The following is a 13,076-nucleotide window of genomic DNA, read 5'->3' as shown; positions in this document are numbered from 1 at the left end:
TCCGATGAGCCGCCAAGGAGGCGTCAGTCATGGTTTCTATTTCAGTCCTTTGCAACATTGTAGAGTCCGGTTTTAAGCCGCTTTCCTGCGAGTGCACAGTGAATCCCAATGGATTGTTGCGAATCAAGGTGTACGACCGGGCCACCGGGCGCATCGATTTGCTGATTCCCTGTGTAACGCCGGCCAGGCTGACCACCGTTCGCGCGATCTCCGACCTTATTGGCGAATTACGCACCGAACTGCGTGCCGGGCGCCGGGCCTTTGCCGGTTAGCGGGGCAGCAGTTCATCAATTATCTTCAAGCAATGATTCAACCCCGGCGTCACATCGCCCACGCGCCGACTGAGAATGATCGGTGACGTCGCGTTGTCTTCCAGCAACGGGGTGAAACCAATGTCGTCGCGGTGCAGCAACTGCACCGACGCGGGCACCAGTGTGACCCCGATACCGGCCCCTACCAGACCGATTGCTGTTTGCAGTTCGTTGGTCCATTGCGCCACGTGGATGCTCACGCCGTAGGATTCGAACAGCGCAATAACGTGGTCGGCGTAGCTGGGGCGTGGATTGCCGGGGTACAGCACAAAAGGCTCTTTCGCCAGTTGGCGCAGACTGATCGGCCCGGCCAGCAGCGGGTGGCCGGCAGGCAGGGCGGCGACCAGCCGGTCTTCGGTCAATACCGTCTGGATGATCGCCGGGTCGTCGATGCGGATCCGCCCGAAACCGATGTCTATGCGCCCGGCCTTGAGCGCCTGCACCTGTTGCAGCGTGGTCATTTCCGAAAGCCCGAGCTCAAGCTCCAGAGGCTCGCCACTGCGCAAGCGACGAATCAGTTCCGGCAGCACGCCATACAGCGTCGATGGCGCAAAACCGATGCCCAGCCAGGTCTTTTCCCCCAGGCCGATGCGCTTGGTGTTGTCGCAGACCTTGGCCAGCTGTTCGAGCAAGGCGGTGGAGTGTTCATGGAAGAAGCGCCCGGCGTCGGTCAGCTTCAGCGGACGGCCACGCTCGAGCAATAACACCCCGAGTTCATCTTCCAGTTGCTGGATCTGTCGGCTCAACGGGGGCTGGGCAATGTGCAGCAGTTCGGCGGCGCGGGTGAAATTGAGGGTTTGAGCCAACACCTGAAAATACCGCAGGTGACGCAATTCCATGGTGCCTCCAGGCATTGAGCGGCTGAATACCTTTAAGGTATCGATCCAGACCAATTCTATATTGGCCGTCGGCAAAAAGCCGTATGAGAATCCATTTCAGAACTTAAAGAACCTGACGGGTATCGACATGCGTGCAACTGCCATTGAATCGATCGAGACGATCATCGTCGATCTGCCGACCATTCGCCCGCACAAACTGGCCATGCACACCATGCAGAACCAGACTCTGGTGATCATCCGCGTGCGCTGCGCCGATGGCATCGAAGGCATTGGTGAGTCCACCACCATCGGTGGCCTGGCCTATGGCAATGAAAGCCCGGACAGCATCAAGACCAATATCGACAAACACTTCGCGCCACTGCTGATCGGTGAGAACAGCGGCAACATCAATGCGGCGATGTTGCGCCTGGAGCGCAGCATTCGAGGTAACACGTTTGCCAAATCAGGTATCGAAACCGCCTTGCTCGACGCCCAGGGCAAACGCCTTGGCCTGCCGGTCAGTGAGTTGCTGGGCGGTCGCGTTCGTGATGCGCTGCCGGTGGCCTGGACCCTGGCCAGCGGCGACACCGACAAGGACATCGCCGAAGCGGAAAAAATGCTCGACCTGCGGCGCCACCGGATCTTCAAACTGAAAATCGGTGCCGGAGAAGTCAATCGTGACTTGGCCCACGTTATTGCCATCAAGAAAGCCCTGGGCGATCGCGCCAGCGTGCGGGTCGATGTCAATCAGGCCTGGGACGAGGCGGTCGCGCTGCGCGCCTGCCGGATACTGGGCAGCAACGGCATCGACCTGATCGAACAGCCGATCTCACGCAACAACCGCGCCGGCATGGTGCGACTGAACGCCATGAGCCCGGCGCCGATCATGGCCGATGAATCCATCGAGTGCGTGGAAGACGCTTTCAATCTGGCGCGCGAAGGGGCCGCTTCGGTGTTCGCCCTGAAAATCGCCAAGAACGGGGGGCCACGGGCCGTGCTGCGGACTGCCGCCATCGCCGAAGCTGCCGGTATCGGTCTGTACGGCGGCACTATGCTTGAAGGAGGGATCGGCACGCTGGCCTCGGCCCATGCCTTTATCACCCTGAATAAACTGGCTTGGGACACCGAGCTGTTCGGCCCGTTGCTGCTGACGGAAGACGTGCTCAGCGAGCCGCTGGTCTATCGCGACTTTGCGCTGCACGTGCCGCAAACACCAGGCCTTGGCCTGAGCCTGGATGAGGAACGCCTGGCGTTTTTCCGGCGCGACAAAACATCCACTTCCGTTCATCAAGCCTGAGGAGAGCATCATGCTATTTCACGTAAAAATGACCGTGAATCTACCGGTCGACATCAACCCGGATCTCGCCACCCAGCTCAAGTCCGATGAAAAAGCCCTGGCCCAGCGCCTGCAAGAGCAAGGCAAATGGCGTCACCTGTGGCGCATCGCCGGGCACTATGCCAATTACAGCGTTTTCGACGTCGACAGCGTTCAGGAACTGCACGACCTGCTGATGCAATTGCCGCTGTTTCCGTACATGGCGATCGAGGTCGATGCAATGTGCCGGCATCCTTCTTCCATTCGCGAGGATGACCGCTGAACCCAGCCTGTTCAGTTCGCTACGCCCATAATTACAAGATGAGGAACCCCAAAAAATGAACGTCAAGATTTCCCACACTGCCAGTGCCCAGAAGTTTCTCGAAGACGCCAGCGGCTTGCTCAACGACGCTGGCGACCCGCGGGTCAAAGCCTTGGTTTACCGTATTTTGCGTGATTCGGTAAACATCATCGAAGACCTCGCCGTGACCCCGGAAGAGTTCTGGAAAGCGGTCAATTACCTCAACGTGCTGGGCGCGCGCCAGGAGGCCGGTTTGCTGGTGGCCGGCCTCGGCCTGGAACACTACCTGGACTTGCTGATGGATGCCGAAGACGAGCAGGCGGGGAAGGCGGGCGGTACGCCGCGGACCATCGAAGGCCCGTTGTATGTGGCGGGCGCGCCGTTGTCCGAGGCTGAGGCACGACTGGACGATGGCGTCGATCCGGGCGTGGTTCTGTTCATGCAGGGCCAGGTACGCAACACCGCTGGCGAACCTTTGGCCGGCGCAGTGGTGGATGTCTGGCACGCCAACACGGGCGGCACTTATTCCTACTTCGATACCACGCAATCGGAATTCAACCTGCGCCGCCGCATCGTCACCGATGCCGAGGGCCGCTACCGTTTCCGCAGCATCGTGCCGTCGGGCTACGGTTGCCCGCCGGACGGTCCGACCCAGCAATTGCTCGATCAACTGGGCCGTCATGGCCAGCGTCCGGCGCACATTCACTTCTTTATCTCCGCGCCGGACCATCGTCACCTGACCACCCAGATCAACCTCGATGGCGATCAGTACCTGCATGACGATTTTGCCTACGCCACCCGCGACGAGCTGATCGCCCACATCACCTTCAGCGACGACCCGCAGCGCGCGGCGGCCCATGGTGTCAGCGGCCGGTTTGCCGAGATTGACTTCGATTTTACCTTGCAGACCTCCGCGCAACCTGACGAGCAGCAGCGCCACGAACGGGTTCGCGCGCTCGAGGATTGATTGCCTCGATCGTCGAATCTTTGTGGGAACGAGCCTGCTTGCGAATGCGGGGTGTCCGTCAACGTTGATGTTGAGACTGATGGCCCTATCGCGAACAGGTTCGCTCCCACATTGACCAAGTTACATCAGGGCGAACGCGGTCAACTGTGGGAGCGAGCCAGCTCGCGATAGGGCCAGAACCTTCCACAGGTCAGCCCACTGACACACCGCTGCAAATATGGCCTTAGAATGACCCGACGCAATCAATAACAACAACGAGAGTAACCCGATGATGCAGGCGCAACTGTTGAGTCCGCGCAGCAGAGTATTCGACCACGCCGACCCTTACGCGGTGTCGGGTTACGTCAATCAGCATGTCGGCAATCATTGCATCCTCATGCCCAGGGCCGGCCGTCCTCTGGCCAGCCTCGATCATCGCAAATTCGCCAGCCTTGACCTGTGCCGCATCAGCTACGGCGCCAGCGTGCGGGTGACCTCGGGCGCACTGGAAACGATCTATCACCTGCAAGTGCTACTGCGCGGCAACTGCCTGTGGCGCGGTTACGGTCAGGAGCATTACTTTGCGCCAGGTGAATTGCTGCTGATCAACCCCGACGACCCGGTGGACTTGACGTACTCCGACGATTGCGAAAAATTTATCCTCAAAGTACCTACCCGGCTGTTCGAGTCGGTGTGCGAGGAGCAGCGCTGGCGCTATCCGGGGCAGGGCGTGCGGTTTCTGGAGAATCGTTATCAGCTTGATGAGCTGGAAGGTTTCGTCGGCCTGCTGGCGATGATTTGCCAGGAAGCCGAGGCCACCCAGCAGATTCCCCGGGTTCAGGAACACTACGCGCAGATCATCGTCAGCAAGATGCTCAGTCTGATGAAAACCAACGTCATCCGCAGCAGCCTTGGCTCGCCGGCGACGACGTTCGAGGGGATTGCCGATTACATCGCGCGCAACCTCAAGCAGGACATCGACAGTGAAGAACTGGCGCGTCAGGCTCGGATGAGCCTGCGTTCGCTGTATGGTTTGTTCGAACGCAACGCCGGGACTTCGCCGCAAAACTACATCCGGCAGAAGAAACTCGAACGCATCAACCAGTGCCTGAGCGACCCGACCTGCAACGTGCGAAACGTCACGGAAGTGGCTATGGATTACGGCTTCCTGCACCTGGGGCGGTTCTCCGACAACTACCGCAAACAGTTCGGCGAGTTACCGTCCGACACCCTCAAGCGCCGGCACTGACCCCAGGCGACATGCAACTTGTGGCGAGGGAGCTTGCTCCCGCTCCACTGCGCAGCAGTCGCAAACCTGTGACCCCCGGTTTTGCAGAATAATCGCGGTCGCAGGTTTTGGGGCTGCTTCGCAGCCCGGCGGGAGCAAGCTCCCTCGCCACAGGTTCCTGTCGGTCCTGATGGGTGGGCATCAATGATTCACCGCACGTTGCAGTAAACGGATACACGTCTGCACCCATCGGATAGTCCCTCGCATCCCCCCGTCCTAGCATGGCCCTGCCTGAATAAAAACAATGGAGGCGGCGGCCATGTCCCTGCGACCCGAATACCTTCACTCCCTGCTTGAAGATGACAAAGAACAGGGCATCTACCGCTGCAAGCGCGAGATGTTCACTGATCCACGGCTGTTCGACCTGGAGATGAAACACATCTTCGAAGGCAACTGGCTGTACCTGGCGCACGAAAGCCAGATCCCCAACATCAACGATTTCTACACCACCACCATGGGGCGCCAGTCGATCTTCATCGCGCGCAACAAGGAAGGTGTGCTCAACGCGTTCATCAACGCCTGCAGCCATCGCGGCGCGACGCTGTGCCGGCACAAGACCGGCAACAAGAGCTCCTACACCTGCCCATTCCACGGCTGGACCTTCAACAACTCCGGCAAACTGCTCAAGGTCAAAGACCCGGCGGCTGCGGGTTACCCGGCGAGCTTCAACTGCGAAGGCTCCCACGACCTGACCAAAGTCGCGAGATTCGAGTCGTACCGCGGCTTCCTGTTCGGCAGCCTCAACGCCGATGTGGTGCCGCTGGTCGAGCACCTGGGCGAGTCGGCAAAGATCATCGACATGATCGTCGACCAGTCCGCCGATGGCCTCGAAGTGCTGCGCGGTTCCTCAAGTTATATCTATGAAGGCAACTGGAAACTCACCGCCGAAAACGGCGCCGACGGCTACCATGTCAGCTCCGTGCACTGGAACTACGCCGCTACCCAGAACCAGCGCAAACAGCGTGAAGCCGGTGACAGCAACCCGACCATGAGCGCCGGGACCTGGGCCAAGCAGGGCGGGGGTTTCTACTCGTTCGACAAGGGCCACATGCTGCTCTGGACCCGCTGGTCCAACCCCGAGGATCGCCCGCTCTACGAACGCCGCGACGAGCTGTCCCGGGACTTCGGCCAGGCCCGTGCCGACTGGATGATCGAGAATTCGCGCAACCTGTGCCTGTACCCGAACGTCTACCTGATGGACCAGTTCAGCTCGCAGATCCGCATCGCCCGCCCGATCTCGGTCGACCGCACGGAAATCACCATCTATTGCATCGCCCCCAAAGGCGAAAGCGACCACGCCCGTTCGAGCCGGATTCGTCAGTACGAGGATTTCTTCAACGTCAGCGGCATGGCCACCCCGGATGATCTGGAAGAGTTTCGCTCGTGCCAGACCAGCTATCAGGGCAGCGTCACGACGTGGAATGACATGTCCCGCGGTGCCGAACACTGGGTCGAGGGCGCCGATGAGGCGGCCAGGGAAATCGACCTGCATCCCTTGCTCAGCGGCGTGCGCACCGAAGACGAAGGCTTGTTCGTGCTGCAACACAAGTACTGGCAGCAAACCATGCTCAAGGCTCTGGCTGCCGAACAGCCCGAATTGATTGCTGTGGAGGCCGTGCAATGACCCTCACTTATGATGCAGTGCGCGATTTCCTCTACCGCGAAGCACGCTACCTCGACGACAAGCAATGGGACGACTGGCTGGAGCTGTACGCCGCCGATGCCTCGTTCTGGATGCCTTCCTGGGACGACAACGACGAGTTGACCGAAGACCCGCAGCGGGAAATCTCGCTGATCTGGTACGGCAACCGCACCGGCCTGGAAGACCGCATCTTCCGCATCAAGACCGAGCGCTCCAGCGCCAGTGTTCCGGACACCCGTACGTCGCACAACATCAGCAACATCGAACTGCTTGAGCAGGCCGACGGCCTGTGCAAGGTGCGCTTCAACTGGCACACCCTGAGCTTTCGCTACAAGACCGTCGACAGCTATTTCGGCAGCAGTTTCTACACCCTTGACGGGCGCGGTGAAAACCTGCTGATCAAGGCCAAGAAAGTGATCCTGAAGAACGATTACGTTCGCCAGGTCATCGATGTCTACCACCTCTGAGGCGGCCGTCATGACTTATTCCATTGCATTCAATTTCGAAGACGGCGTCACCCGGTTCATCGACGCCAACGTGGGCGAAACCGTGGCCGATGCCGCGTACCGTCAAGGCATCAATATTCCGCTCGATTGCCGCGACGGCGCGTGCGGCACCTGCAAGTGTTTCGCCGAGGCCGGTCGTTATGACTTGGGCGAGGAATACATCGAAGACGCGCTCAGCGCCGATGAAGCGCAGCAGGGTTTTGTCCTGACCTGCCAGATGCGCGCCCAGAGCGATTGCGTGGTGCGCGTGCCGACTTCATCGCAGGTTTGCCGTACCCATCAGGCCAGTTACGACGCCACCATCAGCGCCGTGCGGCAGTTGTCCGACAGCACCATCGCGCTGTCTATCAAGGGCGAAGCGCTGAGCAAACTGGCGTTTCTGCCGGGTCAGTATGTGAACCTGGGAGTTCCCGGCAGCGAGCAGACCCGCGCTTACTCCTTCAGCTCGTTGCAGCGTGACGGCGAAGTGAGTTTCCTGATCCGCAACGTGCCCGGCGGCTTGATGAGCAGCTTCCTCACCGGCATGGCCAAGGCCGGCGATAGCATGTGTCTGGCCGGGCCGTTGGGCAGCTTTTATCTGCGCGACATTCGCCGGCCGTTGTTGCTGCTGGCGGGTGGAACCGGTCTGGCGCCGTTCACCGCGATGCTGGAGAAAATAGCCGAGCAGGGCAGCGAGCATCCGCTGCATCTGATCTATGGCGTGACCAACGATTTTGACTTGGTGGAAATGGACCGGCTCGAAGCGTTTGCCGCGCGCATCCCGAATTTCAGCTTCAGTGCCTGCGTCGCCAACCCCGACAGCCAGCATCCGCTCAAAGGCTACGTGACCCAGCACATCGAGCCACGACATTTGAATGAGGGCGACGTCGACATCTACCTGTGCGGCCCGCCGCCGATGGTCGAAGCGGTCAGTCAATTCATTCGCGAGCAAGGCGTCGCGCCTGCGAACTTCTATTACGAGAAATTCGCTGCCAGCGCGGCTTGAGTCCAGCCGTGCGTGATCACTGATTCCACAGGTCAGTGTTTTGTCTGGGACGTTTTCACTGCATGGCATCCTTCGTCACGAGGTCCACATGAACAGATTTCACGAAAAAGTCGCGCTGATCACCGGCGCGGCGCAAGGCATTGGTCGGCGGGTGGCGGAGCGCATGGCCGCTGAGGGTGCGCGATTGATTCTGGTTGATCGCTCGGACCTGGTGTTCGAGGTGCAGCAACAATTGGGGCAGGGCAGCCAGGTGCTTGCCCTGACCGCCGACCTTGAGCAATACAGCGAATGCAGCCGCGTGATGCGCACCGCCGTCGAGCGCTTTGGGCGTCTGGATGTGCTGGTCAACAACGTGGGCGGCACGATCTGGGCGAAGCCTTTCGAACACTACGAAGAGCAGCAGATCGAAGCCGAAGTCCGTCGTTCGTTGTTTCCGACCTTGTGGTGCTGCCACGCCGCGCTGCCGTTCATGCTTGAACAGGGCAGCGGCGCGATCGTCAATGTTTCGTCCATCGCCACCCGCAGCATCAATCGTGTGCCGTATGGCGCGGCGAAGGGCGGTGTCAATGCGCTGACTGCTTGCCTGGCGTTTGAAACCGCCGGTCGCGGAGTCCGGGTCAATGCCACCGCGCCGGGCGGCACCGAAGCACCGCCGCGGGTCATCCCGCGAAACAGCGCAGAGCAGAGCGCCGAAGAGAAAGTCTGGTATCAGCAACTTGTCGGCCAGACGCTCGACAGCAGTTTGATGAAGCGCTACGGCACGCTGGATGAGCAGGCTGGCGCTATTCTGTTTCTGGCCAGCGACGAGGCATCGTACATCACCGGCATGGTCATGCCGGTGGGCGGCGGCGACCAGGGCTAAGGCGGCTGCGCAAACTTACAAGCGACGCTGGAAGGCTTTGACGATCTTGAGCGTGGCGTCGCTTGTGTTCAGGTTCTGGACTGAGTCCAGCGGAAACCACATGCAATCGAAGATTTCATTTTGGGGCCGCGCTTCGTCCGAGTTGAGCACCGATGCCTCGAACACATGGTGGCGGGTGCTGCTCGTTTCCAGTTCCATCAAGTACAACAAGCCGTCGACTCCAAGCCCGGTTTCTTCCTGGAGCTCGCGCATGGCGGCGTCCGCAGTGGTTTCGCCGCGCTCGACTTTTCCTCCGGGCAAGGTCCAGCGACACCTGAGTTTGCGCACCAGGAGAACATGCCGATCCTGCTCGCAAATGACTGTTGCCCGTACTTTCATGTGTTACTAAACCGCCGCTTGTCATAAAACAGTCATGAAAATGCAATATTCAGGCCCATGCCTCTGTTTCAAAGGGTTGGAGTGAGGGAAGCGGTAGAAAGTGCAAAGGAATGTCGAAAACCTGACACGACGTCTGGTCGGCACTTGGGCAAAGGGCGGGTGTAAGGTAACCGAGTCAATCGTGGCTTATCACTGCCGAAAAGGAGGTGACTATGAGCGTTCCGATGCTGAATAAAATGCACATGAACGGTTATGACGTACTCAGCGTAAACAACGGCCCCTGGCGGGTGTGCACCAAAGGCGACCGTCTCGGGGCTTTTGGCAGCAAAGAGGAGGCACTGGCGTTTGCGGCAGCGCTTCCTGCCTACAGAGCAAGAGCGGTTCGATCGACGCCAAGCCAGAAATCAGAATGAGCGCGAGTTTGAAGCCCTGGGATGCCGGGGCTTTTTTTGTCTTGAAATCAGGAGTTGGAAGATTTTAAACGTGACATTTGGATGATAGGGTGGCCGCTTTTAATTCAAGGAAGAAAGCATGTTGAAAGGTCGCTGCACTGCTCTGGCATTGTTATCTGCTGTTTACCTTGCTGGTGTTGGTCAGGTTCTAGCCCAGACGCAAGGCGAAATCCACACCAACCAAAAGGTCTGCGATGTTTTTCGTACATTGGCCGGATCGATCATGCAGTCTCGGCAAAATAACGAAACGAAAGAAAGCCTGCTGGCCGTGAAGTCGGGCAATCCTGATCATGACAAGTTGGGTGCCATGTTGATCAACGAAGCGTACAACCAGCCCGTCCTCGATTCTCCAGAACTCAAAAGCCAAGCCATTAACAGGTTCGCGGATAAATGGCGGGACACTTGTAATAAACCCGCTTCCAGCTAGCTTGCCACCCCATGTTGGCTAGTAACCATGCTTGGCGACCAGCGGCTGGTCCCGATAAACGTATGAATCAATGCTGCAGCCACCCGTCGCTGCCAGCATGACATCTAGCGCGAATAGAGGCGTGTTCATGACAACGCTCCCGTTATTGGGCTTTCGCCCGGCTGATGATTTTGGCTTTCACTTCATCGGCATAGCCCATCAGTCGCTGTTCATCACCCTGAAATAACTCGCACAGCCTTTTAGTTGCTTGCGCATCGACATCATTGCCGGCCAGGCGTAGCTGCTCTGCGATGCGCAAGAGCTCCACTGCCGACCACCTCAGGTCCGACGCAACTCCTTGCAGATCACGCCGAAGTTCGTTTTCATTTTCGTTGAGCCACATGATGACCTCCTGCTGATACCCCGCTACAAAAGAGTAGTCCCAATTAACGGGCGGGGCGTTTGCTCGCCTGCTGCTCAGGGGATGGAAGGTGCGCCGCTTGTCGGGAGAGTGAGCGCGAACGAACCCGCGTGATGTCGTACTGAAGTGGCGAATGTTCGCTAGGGCGAGGCAACTTCAAATGACCAGCACCGACGATTTCAGATTCCATGCGCATGAGCTGATGGTTGACCTGGACGCAGCAACTGCGGAGATGATGAAGCTGATTTCGGCCCATCAGTTAAGTGGGCCGGAGTGGGAGCGGGTCACTCAATGGCAGCATGAAGCGTATGAGCGATGGATGACGTATTTGAACAAACGGTCTTATCCCGATCACAACGTAACGCCCTGAGGGCTGATTCTATAGATGGATGTCTGGTTCGCTACGCGCTACATTTCCCGTTTTTCAGGATAAGGAAGCGTCATGCGGATGTTGATTGGGGGAATAGCGATGGCGATGCTGGCGGGTTGTTCATTGCCGGCATCCCTGGTTCCAGGTGAGCCTAACGTCAGCAAGTACAGTAACAAGGCGCCCAAAGAATACGCCGCGTGTCTTTTGCCACTATGGCAGCAGGAAGTCCCCAAGACGACTCAGACCGGTATTTCCAATGGCTACCGGATCAACGCGCCCAGCATTATTACGGCTGACGAGATTCTGGACATCGTGAAATACAAGGACGGCAGTCGAGTCTCGCTGTATCAGGGCCCTCCATGGGCCAAGTCGGGCGCGATGCGCAAGGCGGTTCGTAGCTGCTTGTAAGACTCAATGCATGTGAGTTTCGGTTGTAAGCGCCGTATGTCGGAACTGAGGAACGGTCATTCGCTGGATAACATCCAAGTGAAAACTGTCCCTGGGAGTTTGGCGATGAATGATGATCAAAAGAAGCAAGCCCTGGCGGCTTGGTACAAGCTTCTGAAAGAACCGGAAATTCACATGGATGTTGAAGAACAGTACGACGAGTTGCTCAAGGCCGCCGACGAGATGGAACGTACCGGGCTGATCAGCGGCGTGGAATGGCGCAAGTTGGTGAAAGAGGCGAGCACTGCATTTGCAACGGCAACAGAGGGCGTGGACGGCGGCACCTCAGCGGCCGCACACGGTCATTTACGGTAACTCCTCCCAACTCACCTGCCTCAAGCCATTTTCCTGTGCGTGGCTTCGTAGCGCATCAAAGTCTTGTTGATCGTGATTGTCCCCATACGAAAGCCCGATCCCCGAATGCAGGCAGGCGTAGTACCAAGCGTCTGCCTCAGACATATGGGAGTCGGGTTGAATAAAAATATGCCGAGTCTTCTTGAAGCCATACGTGATTTGAAAATATCGAGGGCGGGTCATCCGAATCTCCAGGTGCTGCCACTACGACATTAATGGCGTAGTGCCAGTTCCTTCTGTTTTCGGACTTTTGTCTGCTTCAATAAATGAGCATTGTTTTGCCCTCATTCAGTCTTGCGCGTGCTCAGGGCACGTTGACGCGGGGGGAGCGCTCAGACAGCGTACATTGAAGACATTCGTTATTGAGCTGCAAACATTCTTCCTCGGCTTCTGTCCGTGTCGGAAAGGTTGTGGGCAGCCTGCGCTTTTCTTCATTGTCATAGAGGTTGAACCCTATGGGGGCGGTTTTGCAGTAGAAGCGCGTTCCGTTGCGCGTTGACCCCGTTTCCGTGGGAATGGCGGGAACCACAACGAATCTTGGAATCATCCTCGCGTACTCCTTCTGAATTCACCTTAATGGATAGCGGCTACTAGCCACTACCGCAAGGGAGCATTTGAAGTATCCGATGAAGAGGCCGGTCTGCTGAGCGGTTGCTGGCAGGGAAGTCATCAGGAACTGGAGCGACGGCGATCGACGCCAGAAGGGTTGCCGGTGTTTATCAGCCTTCGCTCTGTCAGGATGTTATGAAGTGCCTGGCGGGCGTCAGCGTCCAGCTGGTGCTCTCTCTCCTTGAGTTCAAGGAGGATGGGTGTGGACCAGGTGCGATAGGTTTTCTCGGTTTTGTGAATAGACGTCATTTATCCTCCTTGATCACGCGCCCGCTGGGGTATCAGGGTCACTCGATTCGGTAGAAACCCTAGTCGAGGAAACGGCTTTGCGCCAGTGAATCGCACTGCAATGGTGCGTCTGTTGGCGCATGACAGATCAAATGGGTCTCTGAGATCTCGATTGCCGCTCGCTTGATGAAGAAAAGCAGAATTTTTGGAAGAGGGGGTTGACCACGTATTTCAATGCTGTACTATTCGCCTCCCGCTAACGAGCATATCGATGTTTGTTCCAGCGTAAGTAGTTGATTTGGCTAGTAAAATCAGAAACTTTTTAGGTTGCAATTTGAAAAGGGTGCTGTAGAATGCGCACCTCGGTTGAGACGAAAGATCTTAACCAACCGCTCTTTAACAACTGAATCAAGCAATTCGTGTGGGTGCTTGTGGAG

19 protein-coding genes are annotated in these 13,076 nt (G+C 57.9%); 14 read left to right on the top strand and 5 right to left on the bottom strand.

Annotation, left to right across the window (positions count from 1 at the left end; genetic code table 11):
- The first annotated feature begins 29 nt into the window (after nt 1-29).
- Nucleotides 30-272 carry a DUF1652 domain-containing protein gene (locus tag AC1ROI_RS30035; protein WP_010455056.1) on the top strand — a complete coding sequence of 81 codons (243 nt, stop codon included), beginning with the start codon at nt 30-32 and terminating at the stop codon, nt 270-272.
- Here AC1ROI_RS30035 and AC1ROI_RS30030 read toward each other — a convergent pair.
- Nucleotides 269-1,150 (bottom strand): LysR family transcriptional regulator, encoded by an 882-nt coding sequence (locus AC1ROI_RS30030; protein WP_010455054.1) that lies wholly within the window; start codon nt 1,148-1,150, stop codon nt 269-271. The genes AC1ROI_RS30035 and AC1ROI_RS30030 overlap by 4 nt on opposite strands.
- Before the next feature lie 127 nt (nt 1,151-1,277).
- Here AC1ROI_RS30030 and AC1ROI_RS30025 point away from each other — a divergent pair, with 127 nt between their 5' ends.
- The 8 genes from AC1ROI_RS30025 (at nt 1,278) to AC1ROI_RS29990 (ending at nt 8,974) form a co-directional block, all read left to right on the top strand.
- A complete protein-coding gene (locus AC1ROI_RS30025; protein WP_172791158.1) occupies nt 1,278-2,426 on the top strand; it encodes a muconate cycloisomerase family protein in 1,149 nt (382 codons plus the stop codon).
- Between the two features lie 10 nt (nt 2,427-2,436).
- Nucleotides 2,437-2,727 (top strand): muconolactone Delta-isomerase, encoded by a 291-nt coding sequence (gene catC, locus AC1ROI_RS30020; RefSeq protein WP_010455050.1) that lies wholly within the window; start codon nt 2,437-2,439, stop codon nt 2,725-2,727.
- Nucleotides 2,728-2,782: 55 nt separating this feature from the next.
- A complete protein-coding gene (gene catA / locus AC1ROI_RS30015; RefSeq protein WP_077749268.1) occupies nt 2,783-3,712 on the top strand; it encodes a catechol 1,2-dioxygenase in 930 nt (309 codons plus the stop codon).
- 268 nt (nt 3,713-3,980) lie between these two features.
- Complete coding sequence (locus AC1ROI_RS30010) at nt 3,981-4,940, top strand: AraC family transcriptional regulator (protein ID WP_102595150.1); 960 nt, start codon at nt 3,981-3,983, stop codon at nt 4,938-4,940.
- A gap of 298 nt (nt 4,941-5,238) precedes the next feature.
- Nucleotides 5,239-6,603 (top strand): benzoate 1,2-dioxygenase large subunit, encoded by a 1,365-nt coding sequence (benA, locus tag AC1ROI_RS30005; RefSeq protein WP_083376536.1) that lies wholly within the window; start codon nt 5,239-5,241, stop codon nt 6,601-6,603.
- Nucleotides 6,600-7,088 carry a benzoate 1,2-dioxygenase small subunit gene (benB, locus tag AC1ROI_RS30000; protein WP_102595149.1) on the top strand — a complete coding sequence of 163 codons (489 nt, stop codon included), beginning with the start codon at nt 6,600-6,602 and terminating at the stop codon, nt 7,086-7,088. Before benA ends, benB begins: the two co-directional genes overlap by 4 nt.
- 10 nt (nt 7,089-7,098) lie before the next feature.
- The gene (gene benC / locus AC1ROI_RS29995; protein WP_102595148.1) at nt 7,099-8,112 is read left to right on the top strand and encodes a benzoate 1,2-dioxygenase electron transfer component BenC; all 1,014 of its coding nucleotides are present in this window, start codon (nt 7,099-7,101) and stop codon (nt 8,110-8,112) included.
- An 88-nt stretch (nt 8,113-8,200) separates the two neighbouring features.
- Entirely contained in the window at nt 8,201-8,974 is a 774-nt protein-coding gene (locus tag AC1ROI_RS29990; RefSeq protein WP_010455044.1) for a 1,6-dihydroxycyclohexa-2,4-diene-1-carboxylate dehydrogenase, read from the top strand.
- Nucleotides 8,975-8,989: 15 nt separating this feature from the next.
- Here AC1ROI_RS29990 and AC1ROI_RS29985 read toward each other — a convergent pair whose 3' ends face one another.
- Entirely contained in the window at nt 8,990-9,352 is a 363-nt protein-coding gene (locus AC1ROI_RS29985) for an NUDIX hydrolase (protein ID WP_102595147.1), read from the bottom strand.
- Nucleotides 9,353-9,564: 212 nt separating this feature from the next.
- On the opposite strand from AC1ROI_RS29985, the gene AC1ROI_RS29980 reads away from it, so the two are divergent.
- Both AC1ROI_RS29980 and AC1ROI_RS29975 read left to right on the top strand, forming a co-directional pair.
- The gene (locus AC1ROI_RS29980) at nt 9,565-9,765 is read left to right on the top strand and encodes a hypothetical protein (RefSeq protein WP_010455040.1); all 201 of its coding nucleotides are present in this window, start codon (nt 9,565-9,567) and stop codon (nt 9,763-9,765) included.
- A 118-nt stretch (nt 9,766-9,883) separates the two neighbouring features.
- Nucleotides 9,884-10,231 (top strand): hypothetical protein, encoded by a 348-nt coding sequence (locus tag AC1ROI_RS29975; RefSeq protein WP_102595146.1) that lies wholly within the window; start codon nt 9,884-9,886, stop codon nt 10,229-10,231.
- A 142-nt stretch (nt 10,232-10,373) separates the two neighbouring features.
- Here AC1ROI_RS29975 and AC1ROI_RS29970 read toward each other — a convergent pair whose 3' ends face one another.
- Nucleotides 10,374-10,613 carry a hypothetical protein gene (locus tag AC1ROI_RS29970; RefSeq protein WP_077749261.1) on the bottom strand — a complete coding sequence of 80 codons (240 nt, stop codon included), beginning with the start codon at nt 10,611-10,613 and terminating at the stop codon, nt 10,374-10,376.
- Between the two features lie 178 nt (nt 10,614-10,791).
- On the opposite strand from AC1ROI_RS29970, the gene AC1ROI_RS29965 reads away from it, so the two are divergent.
- From AC1ROI_RS29965 to AC1ROI_RS29955, 3 genes are all read left to right on the top strand, one after another.
- Entirely contained in the window at nt 10,792-11,001 is a 210-nt protein-coding gene (locus AC1ROI_RS29965; RefSeq protein WP_042933086.1) for a hypothetical protein, read from the top strand.
- A 72-nt stretch (nt 11,002-11,073) separates the two neighbouring features.
- Nucleotides 11,074-11,409, top strand: coding sequence for a hypothetical protein (locus tag AC1ROI_RS29960; RefSeq protein ID WP_042932783.1), 336 nt, complete (start codon nt 11,074-11,076; stop codon nt 11,407-11,409).
- A 105-nt stretch (nt 11,410-11,514) separates the two neighbouring features.
- The gene (locus AC1ROI_RS29955; RefSeq protein ID WP_010455032.1) at nt 11,515-11,763 is read left to right on the top strand and encodes a hypothetical protein; all 249 of its coding nucleotides are present in this window, start codon (nt 11,515-11,517) and stop codon (nt 11,761-11,763) included.
- On the opposite strand, the gene AC1ROI_RS29950 is transcribed toward AC1ROI_RS29955, so the two are convergent.
- Both AC1ROI_RS29950 and AC1ROI_RS29945 read right to left on the bottom strand, forming a co-directional pair.
- Complete coding sequence (locus AC1ROI_RS29950) at nt 11,755-11,985, bottom strand: DUF6555 family protein (protein ID WP_010455031.1); 231 nt, start codon at nt 11,983-11,985, stop codon at nt 11,755-11,757. The two genes, AC1ROI_RS29955 and AC1ROI_RS29950, sit on opposite strands and share 9 nt — an antisense overlap.
- A 486-nt stretch (nt 11,986-12,471) precedes the next feature.
- A complete protein-coding gene (locus tag AC1ROI_RS29945) occupies nt 12,472-12,660 on the bottom strand; it encodes a hypothetical protein (protein ID WP_010455030.1) in 189 nt (62 codons plus the stop codon).
- Nucleotides 12,661-13,076 lie beyond the last annotated feature (416 nt).

Source organism: Pseudomonas sp. GW823-FHT02C02, assembly GCF_058797635.1.
This window is presented reverse-complemented; position numbering and strand designations above follow the sequence as displayed.